The following is a 16,653-nucleotide window of genomic DNA, read 5'->3' as shown; positions in this document are numbered from 1 at the left end:
CGTAAAGCTGATCATGTCGCGCAACAAATCGCTGTCGGAGGTCTTTTCAACAAGCCCTTTCAGGGCCATCATATCGTTGGTCATCGGTGGTCTTTCGTCTCTGGAATGAGTGTAGGAACCCAAACCATATCCGAAAATCACTGATGGCCAACCCCGCTTCGCTGAGGCTCGCTTTGCCCTTTGGACGGGCAGCGAGCCTAGCGCTACGCTCTCAACCAATTACACCACGCTGTGGGACACGACCTGTAAGTCGCGTTTACGATGTGAGCATGATGACTACGCTGTCATTTATCACGCTGAGAGACTGGCCTCGCGACACGGTTCTTAGCGTAAGACTGTACGGATTGGCACTCGCTCCATCCGCCCAGATTTCCGCATTCTCGGCTCATCCCCCTCGACGCGCTTCACGCGTGGACAAACACCAGAACAACTAAATCGACCCTATGGTCCTTTGATTCAGGGGCTGGAAAAATCTATCTGCCCGATCTTGCCCACACAAATCTGCATCATTGGAGAAAAACCGTCCCGTCCTCAATACTGATCATGGCGTCCATTTGCCGGTTATTCACCTCGTCACACACGTACTCAAGGTCAACGAGCTTAAAGGGTTTGGCGAGAATATAATCGACATGAGCCCTGTGAGCTCGATTGATGGCATCGCTGATACTGTCGCTTTCCGAACAGTCCCCAGCCGTCATGACGGCGATGCTCAGGCCTGGCTGCAAGGCCTTATATTCGTGAAGGTGATCGAGCGAGTTATCGTTTTCGAGATACACATCCAGAAGTAGCAGATCAAAGGAGGACGCCCTCAGTTTCTCGAGGGCCTCTGTGTGAGATGTAACGCAGTCGCCCAGCAGCCCGAGCCTATCAAACATCGCGGCAATCATGTGCGCTTGCGTGCCACTGTCCTCAACAATCAAAACTGTCTTTGTCATGCCATTCCTCACTGAAAGCGATACTGTAGTGGTTCGGCGGGACCTGTCGGAGCCCTCAAAACGCGCGACGACAAGCGCTGGTCTTCGAATTTCAGGACGTCCTCGCAAAAATCGACGATGACATCCTCCGGCAGATTGTCCGGGAAATCGTCAAGGATACCGTAATCAGCAAAGATAGGGTCCAGAACGGGGGAGCGGACAACACCGCCCATGGCCCACACCGCGAAACGCCGCCTGGCAATCCTCGATCGCGCTATGACCGCAATATCCTCGTGCCGGACATCGCCTTGGATGCGATCAAAAATGGTATCTACCGCCAGCCCGTTGCCCTCAAGAATTTGCAGAAAATTCCGTTTGTCGAAAAACAAAAAGCCGGTGACGTGATGAACATAGTTATTGGCTCGCNNACTCTCCAGAATAGCGCGAAAGTCACTGAGCGGCCCCCTGTTACCGGGCACATAGCGGCTTGTGTATATCAATCGTGTCAGCATCATCTTCACCCTAAAGCCCGCGCGGCCTCACTCAGGTTTTTGGTGGATTGATCAACCTGGACCGCGGCACTGGCAATGGTTGTCGCGTTATTGGTAATGGTCTCGACGCTATCGGCCGCCAGTTGCATATTTGAGGCGATATCGCGGACCACAGCGGACTGTTCGTTCATGGCGCCGGCAATGCCGGTCGAAATCATATTGATCTGGTCAATCACCGTGGTGATCTGCCCGATGGCATCGACCGCGTTTTGTGTCGAATTTTGAACCCCGGCGATCTGGCTTCTGATCTCCTCGGTGGCCTTTGATGTTTGCGACGCAAGCGTTTTGACTTCAGACGCCACAACCGCGAACCCCTTACCGGCATCACCGGCGCGTGCCGCCTCGATGGTGGCGTTCAGCGCCAGCAAATTTGTTTGCGACGCGATGTGGTTGATCAGCACAACGAAGTCACCGATATTCTGGGTCGCTTCAAAGAGCCCGGATACGATCTGAGTGGTGTCCGTCGCTTTCTGAACGGCGGATTGGGAGACTTCGAGGGCCATATGGACTTGATGATTTATTTCAGCAACGGAAGCCACGAGTTCCTCGGCCCCCGCCGCAACAACCTGCACGTTTGAAGAGGTTTGAGCCGACGCCGACGCCGTGCCGGTGGCCAGGGTGGACACGTCAGCGATGGCGACCGTTATTTCACCCAGATCACGGGTTATGCCAATCTGAATTTTTTCCCGACGCTGCCGTTCCTGAACTTGCGGGGTGATATCGGTGGCGAATTTGACCACTTTGAACGGTTTGCCGTTGGCATCAAAAATGGGATTGTACGATGCCTGAATCCACACTTCCTGACCATTTTTGCCAATGCGCATATACTCGGCAGCCTGGAATTCGCCGCGCTTTAAAGCCTCCCAGAACATTCGGTATTCGGCCGAGTCACGATATGTCTTCTCTACAAACATCGAATGATGGCGACCTTTGATATCAGATAACTGATACCCCAGGGCCTGGAGAAAGTTTTCGTTCGCATCCAGAACCGTACCATCAAGATCGAAGTGAATGACCGCCTGAGCCTTATTGATAGCGGCGATCTGGCCTTCGTATTCGGCGGTCTTCAGTTTTTGCTCAGTGACATCCGTGGCGATTTTCACCACCTTGAACGGCTTGCCGTTTCTGCCGAGCACAGGATTGTAAGACGCCTGAATCCAGACTTCCTTACCGTCTTTGCCGATACGTAAATAGTCAGCCGAATCGAATTCGCCCCGGTTCAATCTTTGCCAGAATTGTTTGTAGTCTTCGCTGTCTCGGTAAGCGTTTGTGACAAAAAGGCTGTGATGCTTGCCTTTGATCTCATCCAGTCGATATCCCATCGCGGAGAGGAAATTGTCATTGGCAGTCAGAATGGTGCCGTCCATCGCAAACTCGATCATCGCCTGCGATTTGGAAAAGGCCGATAAAGTGGCCTCCGCTTGGTTACTCTTGAACATGGGTTTCCTGGTCTTAAGAAGGCTACATCTTAGCATTGTGGTCGAATAACCGCATTATCTATGAGGATAATTAATCCCGAATTTATCAAATGATACCAATCTGTAACAATTCCCAAATGATAGGCTCTTGCCGATTCACATAATCAGAGTAGTCATTAAATACGCGCTTCGCAGGAGATAGACAGACGCCCCTCTTGATCAACGCACAGCCCATCGCTCCCTTAGCCAAAATCCTTGTGGTCGATGACACGCAGGATATGCGCGACCTGCTGGAGGCGGCCCTGTCACGTCGCGGCTTTCAGGTGCTTTTGGCCGATGGCGCCGAACAGATGGATGCCATTCTGCATAAGAGTAGAATTGACCTCGTTGTTCTCGACTCGATGATGCCGGGTGAAGACGGATTATCGATCTGCAAGCGCTTGTCCTTAGCGAACGGGCCGCCCATTATCATGTTAAGCGCACGTGCGCAGGATCTGGATCGGCTGAAGGGCCTCGAACTCGGGGCACAGGATTATGTCGCCAAGCCCTTCAATGCCGATGAACTGGCGGCACGCATCCGTATTGTGTTGGGCCGACAACCTGTTCTGGGCACGGCGCACGCCGGCACCGCCACATCGCATTTCTTTGGCTGGGCCTTAGACAGTCTGTCCAGACGGCTGACCTGCCCATCGGGTGCCCATATCATCCTATCGGAAGCCGAATACGCGCTCATCCGTGTCCTGCTCAGCCATCCTGACAGACCTTTGAAACGAGATCAGATGGTCGCCAGAATGGCAGAGTTTCATGAGCGCACAACCGAGGAGGCCCTGGATACACTGGTGTCACGCCTGCGACGCAAGTTGAAAAGGCTTCATCCGGACGCAGGAGACGGTGAAGCCTTGATCCGAACCGTCTATGGCGTGGGCTATATGTTCAGGCCCGAAAGAGACATGATAAAATGATAATCGCGCGGCACATATTTTCGGATGGGTACCGTCTGCCCCTACCCTTAGACGCCCTTTTATCGGGCTATAGCCGCCATGGATAATGACACGGCCGCCCTGGAAACGTATCCGCACGCCGAAGACTTCGAATATGCACCTTGCGCGCTTTTGGCCTGCGATCCGTACGGCATCATTCTGCGCGTCAATGCAAGCTTTCGATCCCTGGTTGGCAAGTCAGCCGATGACCTGATCGGGCGGAACTTCACGTCGCTGCTCACCGAAATGTCGGCCCTTCGTTTGGCGTCAACCCTTTCACAGGCCTCGACCGCCAGCGACACGGTGAATGATTTCGTCCTCGATATCGTCGCTGCAGAGGCGATTATGCCTGTCATGGCATCTGTTCACCGCAGGCAAGATAGCCAAGGGAAAATCAGATACCTGTTATCCATATTGCCCGCGGGCGATCGGGATAGAAACGCAAGCGAAGACATCACCCATCGGGAACACTCGGAAAACTATCTGTCTTTGGTCGGAAAACTGGCTCAGGTCGGGCACTGGCATGTCGACCTCAAGACCGGTGTTATAAACTGGTCTCCTGAGGTCTATGCTATCCACGGCTGCGATCCCGCCACCTATAGGCCACACCTTGATGATGGTATCAATTTTTATCACCTTGATGATCGCGAAAGCGTGCGTCTGACGATTTCTGAAGCGCTGAAAACCCACGCGCCCTTCAACTTCCGCAAAAGACTTATACCCCGGGATAGTGATGATGTCCGGATTGTCGATGCCCTTGGTATCGGTCAGTATGACGCTTTCGGGACACCGACAGCCGTGTTCGGGGTGTTCCGGGACGTCACAGAGTCCGTCGAGGCTTACGAAAACCTCGCGGCGAATGAAACCCGTATCCGCCTGCTAGCGAACAACATGCCCGGGCTTGTCGCCTACTGGGATGCAGACCTTATCTGCCGGTTCGCCAACCTTGCTTATGAAGAATGGTTCGGACGCACAAACGACGAGGTTCTGGGCATGCAGCTTCAAGTGCTGCTGGGACAGGAATTGTTCGCTCTAAACAGGTCCTTCATCATGGGTGCTCTAACGGGAGCCAAACAAGCCTTTGAGCGAACCCTTGTCACACCCAAAGGTGACGCCCGGTACACTTGGTCCCAGTATCTCCCGGATGTCGATGACAGCGGAACCGTTAGAGGCTTCTATGTTTTGGTCACCGACGTAACCCCGCTGAAACTGAAAGAATTCGCCCTGGAAGAGGCAAACGCCGCACTCATTATAGCGCGGGAAAAGGCTGACGTGGCCGCCGAGGCCAAGAGCCGCTTCCTGGCGACCATGAGCCATGAAATCCGAACACCGCTGACGAGCATCCTGGGCTTTTCGGACCTCCTGTCCGAGAGAAATCCCGCTGAAAGTGAAGATGGACGTTTCAGTCGGAAAATCAATTCCGCCGGCCGGCATCTGCTCACCCTGGTTGATGATATTCTCGATCACGCCCGGATGGATGAAGGCGGCTTACGCCTTGACCTCGCCGCCTGCGATCCGACAGCTATCATCCGCGATGTCAGCGAGCTTCTGCGCATTCAGGCGGAGGCCAAATCCCTTGAGCTTCTCCTGGATATCGCAGCCCCCTTGCCTGAGCGCATGATGCTTGACGAGATTCGTCTTCGCCAGATTCTTCACAATCTGATCGGCAACGCTGTAAAGTTTACCGACAAAGGATATGTTCGGGTTGTTGCCCGCCAAGGCCCCGGACCCGAGGGCAAGCACCTTGAGGTTTTGATTGAAGATTCAGGGCCGGGGATAAGTCCTGAAGGCCAGGCTCAGCTTTTCCAAAGGTTCACGCAGATTGACCGACGCGTGCCCGGCGGCACCGGGTTGGGGCTCCTGATAAGCAAGCAGTTGGTTGAGCTTATGGGTGGCACGATACGCGTTGAAAGCGAACCCGACAAAGGTTCGCGCTTTTGTTTTGACCTTCCGGTTTGTTAAATCTAACGTCCAGGGCGTGCCTTAAGAGCAACGAGAGTAAAGCGTTTCAAGGGGGGCGCCTTTAGCAGATCCCACGCGGGATATGGTCTTTTGGCCTTTTTTGAGACGTGCGCCAAGTGCAGCCTGCGTAAGGAGACTGTTGGATGACGATCAAGAAAATTCTCTTCGCCATTCTGGGCTCGCTAGGGCTTGTTCTGCTCCTCGCTTTGACAATCATCCTGTTTAGCAGCGTCACGCGCTTGCACGAAGCGACCACGGCAAAGCAATCGAACCAGATCACTGATCTGACTTTATCCTCGGCCTGGGCCTGGGCGCAGGAACGCGGTCTGACAAATCTCGAGCTCAACGCGCCACGTCCCGCCTCTCCCACGGCCCTCGCGCGCATCCGATCGCTGCGCGCAAAAGCCGATGGTGATTTTCGACGGGCCTTGGCCCTTATGCCGAAGCGCGGCCTAAGGGCCGATCCAGTCCAACATATTGGCTTCGAGAGCGCTTTCGTCCACTTGGAGGTGTCGCGTGCCAGGGTCGACCAGGACCTCGGCCTGCCCGTGGAGCAGCGGGATCCCGCTCTAAGACGCGACTGGTTCCCATCGATTTCGGCCGTGATCGAACGCTCCCAAATGTTCGCTCTGCACTACACCAGTCAGGCCCTCATTGCGACCTCCACCATCTCCAAGGAGTCTATTGCGCGCCGCAATCTTTCGCTAATGAGCGAATATGCCGGGCGCGAACGTGGATTGATGGGGGCCATCCCCCCTCATCTTAAAGACAGAGCCGGCTCTCCCGGCGCTCTAGCCAAGGGTTGAACGGCCCGCGATATTGGCCGACAAATATAGTATCTTTGCAACACAGCCCTCGGTTCCCTGCCGTCCCCTAGAGAGAATTTGACGGGATAAATTCCTATACCCTTTTGATTTATTAACTTTAATTTTCAACATAAAGTTTTAGTGCATCAGCCTCAACCTCAAGGCCGTCACGTAAGTGTCAAAAAAAAGTAACGCGCTGCAACATTAAAATTGACATGCCAATTTAGCCTTCATAGTCTCAAACATGACAATTGGCGCGCCAATTGCTTCCCAAATAATACCATCGCGCGATGCGGATTCCAGAAGACCCAGCCAAACCAAAGGCACATTACGCCACCCCCGTGATCTTCATGCGAAGGCTCGGGTTCGAGACACACTCTAAAGGGGATATGATAATGACGTTCAAGCAATACGCCTTACTCAGCACGGCCTTCGCTGGCCTGCTGTCCGCCTCGTCTGTTTTGGCCCAGGATGCGGCGACCACCGCTGAAGCGGCCCCGGCACCCGACGTCGCCACCGAAGTTGTGGTCACGGGTTTCCGAAAAAGCCTTGCCTCCGCGCTCAACAACAAAAAACGTGACGAACGCATCTCGGACGGCATTTCAGCCGAAGACCTTGGTAAGTTCCCGAGCGAAAACATCGCTGAAGCCATTCAGCGCATTCCTGGCGTGCAAATGGCCAATGTCAACGGCCGCGGCGCCACGATCAGTATCCGTGGCCTTGGGCCGCAATACGCCATGACCACGGTCAACGGCCAAACCTTTAAGAGCGCCGACTTCACCGATGGCTTCCGCTACGACATCATCCAGACCGAACTGGCCAGCAGCATTCAGGTCTATAAGTCGCCCTCGGCCGATATGGACGCTGGCGGTCTGGCGGGCACAGTCAATATCGAAACCGTCCATCCGCTCGACCGAAAGAAGCGCGAAATCGTCATCTCGGTCAAAGGGCAGCAATCGCAACTCTCCGGTGACGGCCTGACACCAAAAGCCAGCATCTCGTACGTCGATCAGTTCGATGGCGGCAAGCTCGGCGTCTTCCTCGGCGCCAACTATCAGGAATTGAGTGACCGCGCCGACTATCTGTGGATGGACCGCTGGACCACGCAGGCCGACGCCAATGGCACGTCTGTCGTCACCCCACGCCGCCTGCGCTATCGCCGCATCGACAGAGACACGCTGCGCCAGCAATTTAACGCCGCCATTCAGTATCGTCCGATCGACGGGCTCGAATTTGGCCTAACGGCGATCCACGCCAAGGACAATACGCGTTATGACGTCAACCAACAGGTCTTCTTGTTCAATACGGCCAGGATCAACATTCTGGAAAGCGATGGCTTGACCGCCACCAAGACAACGCAGACCAATTATACGCTGGAAAACAACCGTCAGCTTGAAACGCGGAACCTTTCCAGCGATGCCCTGACCGGCACCGTCAAATGGAGCGGCACCGAAAATTGGACCATGAAGGGCGTGCTGCACTATACGCAGGGCAAGGCGCGTCTGACCGAAGAAGCTGCCATTCTCGGCATCAATATCGCCTCGTCAACCCTCGATATCAGTGATCCGAGCGACATCAAGTTCACCACCTCGGTCGATCTGGCCAATCCGGCGAGCTATGAATACAGCCTCCTGAACCGTAACGAATATCCAGACGGCGCGCAGCATTTAGACCACTCTGACGAGACCGCCGCGCAGGCCGACGCCACACGCTGGATCGACAAGGGCATCTTGAGTTCTGTCACCTTTGGCGGCAAGCTCAAACGCGAAACCCTGTCGCGTTACTCGACCCGCCGTGATCTGGGCGGCAGCCTGGCCGAGGACGATACGCCGGTCTTCGCGACCCACAATATCCCGGTCACTGATTTCCTTGACGGTAACAGCAGCATTGCCCATGCTTGGGTGGCGCCCGATATCCTCGCTTACCGCGACACCTTCGCTGCGTCTGGCGTTGACGTCCCAACCGTATTCGATCCGGCCGGTACCTATGATGTCAGCCGCAATATTTCGGCCGCCTACGCCATGGCCAACCTCAAAGGTGAAGTGTTCAGCGTCCCCTTCCACGGCAATGTGGGCGTGCGCTACGAAGACACCAAGCAGGTCGTTAAGGGTTATCTGACGTCTGGTAGCAATCCGCTCAACGAGAACGTTTCGAACGTCATCGGCACCTATGAAACGCCGTCCAACTATTCGAATACCCTCCCCTCGGCCAACATGACCTTCGCCTTCACGCCGAACCTCTTGCTGCGCGCCGCCGCCGCCAAGGTGCTTGTCCGCCCAATCCTCGACTCCAGCTCAAACCTGGCAACGACGGTCAGCAGCAGCACTGACTCCAACAATGTGACCAATGTCTCGGTGGCCCTGGCAGCCGCGACCCTGAAGCCTCTGACCGCCAACCAGTTCGATCTCGGTCTGGAATGGTATTACGGCGCCGGTAACGGCCTCAGCGTTTCGGGCTTCCTCAAGGACGTCAAGAATGGCACCTTCTCGGACATCGTTTGCCCGACCGGCTTTGAGGGCACGTCACTTTCGACCAACGCCGATGGCGACTGCGTATCGAGCACGGGCAGCGTCTACACCATCACCGAGACCCGCAACGATCCTTCGATTGTCAAGATCAAGGGTTTTGAACTGAACTGGCAACAGTCGTTCGATGACTGGCTCCCGGTCAAGGGCTTCGGCGTGATCACCAACTACACGCACGTCGAGCCCTCCAGCAAGGGCACGTCGGGATTCCACCTGGCCAACCTGTCGGAAAACACCGCCAACGCCACCGGCTACTGGGAAAACCAGACCTTCAGTGCGCGTCTGTCGGCCAATTACCGCAGCGCCTACACCCAGACCAGTGCGGAAAGCTTCTTCGCTCGTGAAGGCCATACGATCGAGGGCCGCACCCTCTATGACATGACACTCGGCTACACGATCAACGATCAGCTTAGCGTTTCCTTCGGTGCGCTCAACATCACCAATGAGAAGGAAGGGGCTTACAAGGATATGGCTGGCCGCTGGCAGATGACCAGCGTCACTGGCTCTTCCTACTATATCAGCCTGCAGTACAAGATGTAATTGAGGCGCGGCGAGACCGATAGTGCCAACACGGCCTCGTCCCTGACATACATCTGTTTTCCCGTCGGGACTCCTTTCTTTCCCCTCCCGACGGGAAACACAGGGGGGCGGACCTTCAACGCCTGGCTGAAGATCCGACCCTTGCGCCTTTTCCAAGACTTTCTACCCGCTGATCCTCGGGGCCTTGACCCCCTATGTCGAGAGCGCCTGCCAGCCGCACAGCGCGAACCGAACTCAAGATGCTGCTCATACTCGTGGCACCAGCCCTTCAAGGGCATTGTTGGTGGGATAAATTCACTAGTGAGCTGAGGGGGCAGATTTGAACTGATGACCTGCAGACTATGAGGCCTGGACAAAAATCGCCCATGCTATTGAAGTTCAACATAAGTTCCGCACTGAAAAATACTTTTGGCTAAATGGTGTTCTGGAGCTGAGAGGCATTTAAGCAGCGGTGACTTGGTCTTGCTTCGCCGCTTTCATGTCGCTTGCAGGAGGTCTGCCAAACAGTCGACCGTACTCGCGCGTAAACTGATGGACGCTTTCGTAGCCTACGTCGAATGCAGCAGTGTTGATGGTGGCACCACCAGAGAGCATCGCCCGCCGGGCCTCAATAAGGCGCAACTGCTTTTGAAACTGAAGGGGGGTCAGGGAAGTGATATTGCGAAAGTGAGCGTGAAACGCTGAGATACTCATGCCAGCGATTTCCGCCAGTTGTTCGCCACGCAATGGTTTCGCAAAGTCCGCCCTGATAACGGATACCGCTCGCCCGATACGCTGAGCGTGACTATCCATTATGCCCAGGGCGCGGATGGCACCGCCATAACGGCCGGATAACAGCCAAAAATGTAGCTCGCGCAAATGCTGATCTTTCAGGACAGGTATAGATGCAGGACGATCCAGGAGACGCAACAGCCTGAGTGCAGCATCCGCAACTTCCACATCAGTTGGATCAATTCGAACAGGACCTCCTGCCGGGAACGCCACATTTCCCATGTCTGACACGAGCGCTTCGATGAGCGCGCGGTCCAGCTCCAAAACGAGCGAATAATAAGGCTTTGCCGCCGACGCAGTTGTAATCTGGCTGACGGTTGGTACGTCCGTGGTAATCAACAGGGACTGCCCCGCCCCGAAGTCAAAAGTGTCCTGGCCCATCGTTACGCGCTTACATCCCTGAAGGACTAACGCGACCATTGGCTTTGAAATGGAATACTGCAGAGTCGTCGGAAGGGGTTCACGCAGTATGACCACGCCGGGAAACGGCGTTGTTGCCACACCATTTGCATCCGCGTGCATGTCGGCAAAACGTTTCGCTGCTTCATAGAGGGTCTGGGTCATTAGGGCATTCTAGCGCATGACACACCCGTCCACAATCAGGCAAGCGGAATGGACAAAACACCCTTAAAATTGATCTGTTTCTGAACGCATGTGAATCGACTGGATCGAGAATTGGAAAAATAGGCAAGGATGATAGACGATTAAGCAATTGTCGATGAGACAGATGCGCGATGATCGATCAGCGAAAAACGCCAATCTAAGGAAATCATACATGTCCAATTTGTCTCTGATCACAAGCGCCAATCGCGGCCTGGGTCGCAACACCGCCATCAGCATCGCCCGCCAGGGCGGCGACGTCATCCTGACCTACCGCAATGGTGCTGACGAAGCCAAAGCCGTTGTCGCAGAAATCCAGGCGATGGGTCGAAAAGCCGTTGCCCTGCAACTCGATGTCACTGACGTTAAGACCTTCTCCACATTTGCCGACAAGGTGCGGGATATCCTCGCTACACAATGGAACCGTCACACCTTCGATCATCTGATCAACAATGCGGGCCACGGCGAGATGGCCACCCTTGCGGACACGACGGAGGCGCAGTTCGACGCCCTATTCACGACCCACGTCAAAGGCGTTTTCTTTCTTACCCAAGCGCTCTTAAATCTGCTGAGTGACGGAGGCCGGATTATCAATTTCTCTTCTGGTCTCACGCGCGTCTCAATGGAGGGCTTTTCTGCTTACGCGGCCGCGAAGGGCGCCGTGGAGACCTTAACGGTATATATGGCTAAGGAGTTTGGAAGACGGGGCATTACAGCCAATACCATTGCTCCCGGCGCCATCGAAACCGACTTTCTAGGAGGCGCGGTCCGCGACATAGCCGAACTAAACAAGCAGTTCGCCGATATGACTGCCCTTGGCCGCGTGGGTGTGGCGGATGATATCGGCCCCATGGTCGCGAGCCTTTTAAGAGACGACAACCGTTGGGTCACGGGCCAGAGGATTGAAGTCTCTGGTGGCCAAGTCATCTGAGGTCACCGTCCGGTCAGTCGGGTTTGGCGCCTAAATACCAACGCCTGTCAGGTTCGCCGAACCCCCGTGCCACTTAAACAATGATATATTTGTCCGAAGAGGCTTTGGGCAACCGCGTATGTAGTCAGGCAGCACGGACTGCCTGACACGCGGGCAAATTGAATCCGCCTGCCTCCTCATATCCCCGACCCTGGGCAGGGCCGCGATCAAGTTTGCCAGACAAGGTCAAGACAGAAGGCAAGCGGATGGGACAGTGGTTGTCGATCCGACAAGTTTGCGGTCTGGGAAATCGATCATAAGGGCCGAGATTTCCTGGTAGAATGTCGCCCGGATATCGACTATCTCGCCTCAGGTGGCATGCTAAAAATTCCACAGGACCTGGAAAACCATGTTTACATTGGCCTGAATGTCGAAGCGATGGCGAGCTTTGGCGGTTCGCCGCTGCCGCCGGCCAAAATGCGCGAGCCACACCCGCCTTAGTCTCAGCAATGCAGAGGCCTCCAGAGACGCCGCGCTGCGTGGACGGGGTCTGATCAACCCGCGATCGTATCGAGTCCCTCCTATCCCGTTGACCTCGACAACACTCACCTCACCTTGTTCGTGGCGCCTGTTGGCGCCACCCGTACAATGCTGCCCAACGAGCTTGTAGAATAGCGCACCGGGATCAGTATTTGAGGTGTAAGAGTATTCATGTCGTCAGCGGCGCCTATTGGATCGGCCTGGAGGAACCAGCCCCCCTGACGTGCCTGATCGTAATGGCGGCGATATTTCCTCAATGCCTCCATGGCATAGAGCGCAATTTTTGCCGTCGCGATTCTCGCGCTGGCTAAAAATCGCCTAGAGGCGGTTCTTCTTCAGTTTTCAAAGACGGTAAGCGGCAACATTGCGCAGGCCTGCGCCTGCGAGAACGTCTGATGTTAACTGGCTGAGGAGACCTAGGCGCTCTTCGGCGGAAGCGGTGGCCCCCAAAGACGCTCTAACCGCGCTTTTTAAGATTTATATATCGTCCTAATGAAACTACGATTGTTAGGAAGAAAACCATGGCTGTCACAGAGGCTGCCACATAAAAGTGCTTTCCCAGTGCTAAGAAAAACACCAACCCGCAAAGTGCTATTACGGGCGTCACGAAGAGTAAGTAGGCCTTGTTCGTTTTCATTTTTTTTCCAATTAAGAGCCGCACGGGTCAAACTTCTACATTCGGCCGGTGCGGCATTTCACGAGGCGTTTGACCGTGGAACAACGCGTCAACTTAACCGCCAGCAACGCCACCTGCTGTCGCAATTGGGCTGGCAGCGCCAGGTGCTCGGCGAGTGCCCCCACCGCGATAGCGCCCAGATCCGCAACGACACCTGCCCAGTTGATCCGCCCCCCAAACCCCATACCACGAGCAAACAACCGCGCGCCTGCTGATTGTATATTTTATAAGGTATTGGCAACCTATACTTGCTGTCAAGCCGCCTTTTTATGACTCGCGTTTTATTCTTAAAAATCAAATTAAAGCATGGGGTTGCACCTGCGCAATACTCACATGCCGCGGCCGTCTGGTCTATCTTCGCATAAATTTAAGTATTCGAGCATAATGCTCGAACACTTGACTATCAAAACCCGCTTGAAGCGGACTGGTGTTGTGGCCAACGACATCCTCAATGAACTCGACCCCGTCCGAACCGGCGCAAGTCGCATAGTCGGCTTCGGGGAACACACGATCATCTTCATCGTTATATATGATCATAGCTCGGCGAGAGATTGGGCAATCTTTCAATGCGGCGAAATACGCGTTGTCCAAATTACCAATGATAATCTCGTCGCCCATGATCTGCCGATTCATAGCCGAAATCGTTGGCGTATCATTGTTTAGATCGGGGGCAATCGTTCCGCTTGGCAGGTCTAGCACCAGCGATCTGAAGCCATTAACGAACCCGGGGGACAATCTGGTGAAAAGGTGCGCACCAAAGCTTGTCGCATATAGATGCGTTCGGGCAGGGTTCAAAAAGGCCCTGCTATAAGCTTCTACGTCGCGTGCGTCAGCGTTCAGCGAACCATATCCTCCTGATGACAGCAATTGCGCCGTCTCCAGCGTGTAATTTTGCCCACCAAATTCAATCACATTAACGTTCAATCCGTGGGCCAAAAAATATCGCAATGCTGTAGATGTCGTCGGTTCTTCATGCCTATACGGGCCGCCGTGCAGAAATAGAACAGTGTCGGTGGCGCCTGAAGTAGAGAACGATTTTACCCATGTGCTTCTACGGGAAGACAGACGCTGGATACTAAAGGTGAAATTCTGCGATTTACCACAGTCTATTGAAACCACCTCATTGTTACTCTGAATTTCGTGGCGATAAGACAGCGCCCCGGAATCCGTGGCCGGTAAGTTGTTTAGAAATGAAACAACAGCCAATTTTCGATTGGGCAGAACCGTAACGTGTGCCAGATATTTTCCGCTTCCATCAACCCTTTGCGCAAGAGACGAGAGAAATGGGTCGCGAGTAGCCGGTATTATGGCATCATTCGTGAAGTAGCCAACATATTGGTCGTCAGCGCCGGTATCGATTAGACGCGCGCGCGGGCGCCCTGAAGAGTCTGATGTCAACTCTCCCTGAGGTGAGACACGAATAACTGAGCCAAGCGTTGCCATTATCGCGTCATTTCCGTCGATTGCAAACGATGGGAGATCATCCCGGTCGAACGCAATGCCAGGTAAGTCTTGGGGCCGGCCATTCGTATTTTTTGCAAAAGCCGTCACCCGAAACGCATTGTCGCGTTTAAATATGAAATACTGATCGGCTGATGCGAAGCCGAAAATATCGCGGGCATTTGCTGCAGAGTTATAGGTGTGATGCTGGTCTGCCAGCTTTAATGCGGTTGAAGTTGCCCGGAAAAAGCGCTCGATATTTTGGTACCTGAACTGCTTTGCTAAGACTAAGTAGCCTAAGGCATTTCCATCGCTATGCACCCCTGAAGGGAATTCTTTTCGTTCGTAGTCAGCGTTGTTTTTGTTCGGCCTAATTGCGACCTTTTCAGCGAGGATTGTACTTGTGGCCAAGCCGCTTTCATTTGTCGCTCGGCTATAGAAGCTAACGTACTTGTCTTGGTCCTGGAAAGCGAAACCCAGAAAACCAAGATCAGATTTCGTGGCAACGACTAACGGAGAACAAGCGTCCCATGGTTGGGATTTCAGACACGACACGTCGTACAGCACGAGGTTGTACCAATTGAGTGGGGCGTATACGAATCGTCCGCTCGGCGACAGTCGAAGATCCGATATCTGGCATATCGAGGGAGGCGTCATCGCCCAAACGGGTTCGCTCCGAGAAAAGATCGCGATACCAGCCAGGATGACCAAGCTCAGTTTGAGTGAGCGTTCCACTATCTTCTCCCGGAAACCGTGATTCACGTCGATGCCATAGCCGCCGCCTGGGCGACTTGGACCTCGCCGCGCCTTGCATACATGCCCGTGAGACCCACCGACGCCAAAGCCAGCGGCAGTTCAAAACGCGTGCCGAACCACTCCGTCGACAGGTCCAGGTCTTCACTGCCACGCAATGTTTTTTGGCGCAAGTCTATGGTCTGAAGGTCAGCCATATTGCGGTTCATCGTCACTTCCGCCCCCGCGCCGCCGTCGAGATAATGGAAGAGAAAGGGCGGCAATTCGGCTTGTGGCGCGGCNCGGAAGTCAGTGGCNGAGGCAATGATCATTATTGCAGNTGGACGAAAGCGCCGCCGTCGACCAGCACATGGGCGCCCGTCATATAGCCCGCCAGATCCGAGGCCAGAAAGACAACCACCTTGCCAATGTCAGCCGGTGCGCCCAGCCGGCCAAGAGGGATGCGGCTTTCCATGTATTCCCGCTTGGTGAGGTCGGCCAGGTCCTCCTTATTTATATCGGTCTCGATCGTGCCCGGCAGTACCGAATTACAGCGGATGCCGTATTTGCCCAACGCGATGGCCGTCGATTGCATCAAGGAATGCATGCCGGCTTTCGTGGGCGTGTAGTGGGTCTGCATTTCGCCTCCGACCAAAGCCGAAATCGAGCTTACCGCTATGAGCGAGCCACCGGTGCCCTGCTTCACCATCTGGTTCGCGGCCGCCTGGCACATGTAGTAGCTGCCCATCAGATTGACATCGACCGTTCGCCTCACGACCTCGACCGGCATGTCCAGAAAGCTGTGAAACGGACAGATGCCGGCATTCGAAACCATATGATCGACCCCGCCCAATCCTTTCACTGCGGCTTCGATAAACGCAGGCGCACTCTCGGGATTTGCCACGTCGCCCACATAGACAATCGCCTTACGGCCCAAGGCCTCGATCTCTTTTACCAGGCTGTCAACGGAGTCCGACTCTGCGTGGGCATTGATGCCGATGTCCGCACCATGTCTGGCGCACTCGATGGCCGTGCCGCGACCTATGCCGCGCGATGCGCCCGTGATCAGAACCCGTTGTCCCTGTAGCAGCATAGTCTTTCCTTATGTCTTGAGGTTAGTTTCGCTCCAGCCAAATTCATGTGAAATGGCATGGACGGTGGCCAGCACCTGCTCTGTNAGCGCCTTCATACGGGCATCATCCATATATTGCGCGGCCGAAGAGACACTGATCGATCCGATGATCTTGTTGCTGGCATCACGGATTGGCGCCGCCACGCAGCGAATGCG

Annotated in this window: 12 protein-coding genes and 1 pseudogene; 5 read left to right on the top strand and 8 right to left on the bottom strand. The window is 54.7% G+C overall.

The features are described from left to right. Window positions 1–506: 506 nt before the first annotated feature. The 3 genes from B060_RS25675 to B060_RS0122420 all read right to left on the bottom strand — a co-directional run bounded on the left by B060_RS25675 (window position 507) and on the right by B060_RS0122420 (window position 2,904). Window positions 507–935, bottom strand: a complete 429-nt coding sequence (locus B060_RS25675; protein WP_018084050.1) for a response regulator — start codon at window positions 933–935, stop codon at window positions 507–509. Between the two features lie 8 nt (window positions 936–943). Continuing rightward, window positions 944–1,426, bottom strand: a complete 483-nt coding sequence (locus B060_RS26345; RefSeq protein ID WP_425304009.1) for a BLUF domain-containing protein — start codon at window positions 1,424–1,426, stop codon at window positions 944–946. 5 nt (window positions 1,427–1,431) lie between these two features. Next, window positions 1,432–2,904 (bottom strand): methyl-accepting chemotaxis protein, encoded by a 1,473-nt coding sequence (locus B060_RS0122420; RefSeq protein ID WP_018084048.1) that lies wholly within the window; start codon window positions 2,902–2,904, stop codon window positions 1,432–1,434. A gap of 194 nt (window positions 2,905–3,098) precedes the next feature. Here B060_RS0122420 and B060_RS0122415 point away from each other — a divergent pair, with 194 nt between their 5' ends. From B060_RS0122415 to B060_RS0122400, 4 genes are all read left to right on the top strand, one after another. Next, the gene (locus tag B060_RS0122415) at window positions 3,099–3,845 is read left to right on the top strand and encodes a response regulator (RefSeq protein WP_018084047.1); all 747 of its coding nucleotides are present in this window, start codon (window positions 3,099–3,101) and stop codon (window positions 3,843–3,845) included. A gap of 78 nt (window positions 3,846–3,923) precedes the next feature. After that, window positions 3,924–5,825, top strand: coding sequence for a PAS domain-containing sensor histidine kinase (locus B060_RS26340; RefSeq protein ID WP_018084046.1), 1,902 nt, complete (start codon window positions 3,924–3,926; stop codon window positions 5,823–5,825). Between the two features lie 143 nt (window positions 5,826–5,968). Continuing rightward, window positions 5,969–6,631, top strand: a complete 663-nt coding sequence (locus B060_RS0122405; protein WP_018084045.1) for a nitrate- and nitrite sensing domain-containing protein — start codon at window positions 5,969–5,971, stop codon at window positions 6,629–6,631. 395 nt (window positions 6,632–7,026) lie between these two features. Next, window positions 7,027–9,696, top strand: coding sequence for a TonB-dependent receptor (locus B060_RS0122400; protein ID WP_018084044.1), 2,670 nt, complete (start codon window positions 7,027–7,029; stop codon window positions 9,694–9,696). Between the two features lie 441 nt (window positions 9,697–10,137). Here the strand turns inward: B060_RS0122400 and B060_RS0122395 are convergent, their stop codons facing one another. Continuing rightward, complete coding sequence (locus B060_RS0122395; protein WP_018084043.1) at window positions 10,138–11,031, bottom strand: AraC family transcriptional regulator; 894 nt, start codon at window positions 11,029–11,031, stop codon at window positions 10,138–10,140. Window positions 11,032–11,242: 211 nt separating this feature from the next. Here B060_RS0122395 and B060_RS0122390 point away from each other — a divergent pair, with 211 nt between their 5' ends. Then, on the top strand, window positions 11,243–11,998 hold the full coding sequence (locus tag B060_RS0122390) for an SDR family NAD(P)-dependent oxidoreductase (protein ID WP_018084042.1): 756 nt from the start codon (window positions 11,243–11,245) through the stop codon (window positions 11,996–11,998). A 1,546-nt stretch (window positions 11,999–13,544) separates the two neighbouring features. Here B060_RS0122390 and B060_RS0122375 read toward each other — a convergent pair. From B060_RS0122375 to B060_RS25660, 4 genes and pseudogenes are all read right to left on the bottom strand, one after another. Continuing rightward, window positions 13,545–15,044, bottom strand: a complete 1,500-nt coding sequence (locus tag B060_RS0122375; protein WP_155847969.1) for an alpha/beta hydrolase family protein — start codon at window positions 15,042–15,044, stop codon at window positions 13,545–13,547. A gap of 362 nt (window positions 15,045–15,406) precedes the next feature. Beyond that, window positions 15,407–15,697: pseudogene (locus B060_RS0122370) on the bottom strand (alpha-hydroxy-acid oxidizing protein); the annotation flags it as partial. Next, the gene (lra1, locus tag B060_RS0122365) at window positions 15,697–16,458 is read right to left on the bottom strand and encodes an L-rhamnose 1-dehydrogenase Lra1 (protein ID WP_018084037.1); all 762 of its coding nucleotides are present in this window, start codon (window positions 16,456–16,458) and stop codon (window positions 15,697–15,699) included. The pseudogene B060_RS0122370 and the gene lra1, both read right to left, overlap by 1 nt. A 9-nt stretch (window positions 16,459–16,467) precedes the next feature. Further along, a complete protein-coding gene (locus B060_RS25660) occupies window positions 16,468–16,641 on the bottom strand; it encodes an IclR family transcriptional regulator domain-containing protein (RefSeq protein WP_425304008.1) in 174 nt (57 codons plus the stop codon). Between the last annotated feature and the right edge of the window lie 12 nt (window positions 16,642–16,653).

The organism is Asticcacaulis benevestitus DSM 16100 = ATCC BAA-896, assembly GCF_000376105.1.
In the GTDB taxonomy this organism is placed as follows: domain Bacteria; phylum Pseudomonadota; class Alphaproteobacteria; order Caulobacterales; family Caulobacteraceae; genus Asticcacaulis; species Asticcacaulis benevestitus.
This window is presented reverse-complemented; position numbering and strand designations above follow the sequence as displayed.

What these genes read in the sequence shown, in the direction of transcription:
- B060_RS25675 (WP_018084050.1), bottom strand. Translation starts at nt 935, where the DNA reads ATGACAAAGACAGTTTTGATTGTTGAGGACAGTGGCACGCAAGCGCAC.
- B060_RS0122420 (WP_018084048.1), bottom strand. Translation starts at nt 2,904, where the DNA reads ATGTTCAAGAGTAACCAAGCGGAGGCCACTTTATCGGCCTTTTCCAAA.
- B060_RS26340 (WP_018084046.1), top strand. Translation starts at nt 3,924, where the DNA reads ATGGATAATGACACGGCCGCCCTGGAAACGTATCCGCACGCCGAAGAC.
- B060_RS0122405 (WP_018084045.1), top strand. Translation starts at nt 5,969, where the DNA reads ATGACGATCAAGAAAATTCTCTTCGCCATTCTGGGCTCGCTAGGGCTT.
- B060_RS0122400 (WP_018084044.1), top strand. Translation starts at nt 7,027, where the DNA reads ATGACGTTCAAGCAATACGCCTTACTCAGCACGGCCTTCGCTGGCCTG.
- B060_RS0122395 (WP_018084043.1), bottom strand. Translation starts at nt 11,031, where the DNA reads ATGACCCAGACCCTCTATGAAGCAGCGAAACGTTTTGCCGACATGCAC.
- B060_RS0122390 (WP_018084042.1), top strand. Translation starts at nt 11,243, where the DNA reads ATGTCCAATTTGTCTCTGATCACAAGCGCCAATCGCGGCCTGGGTCGC.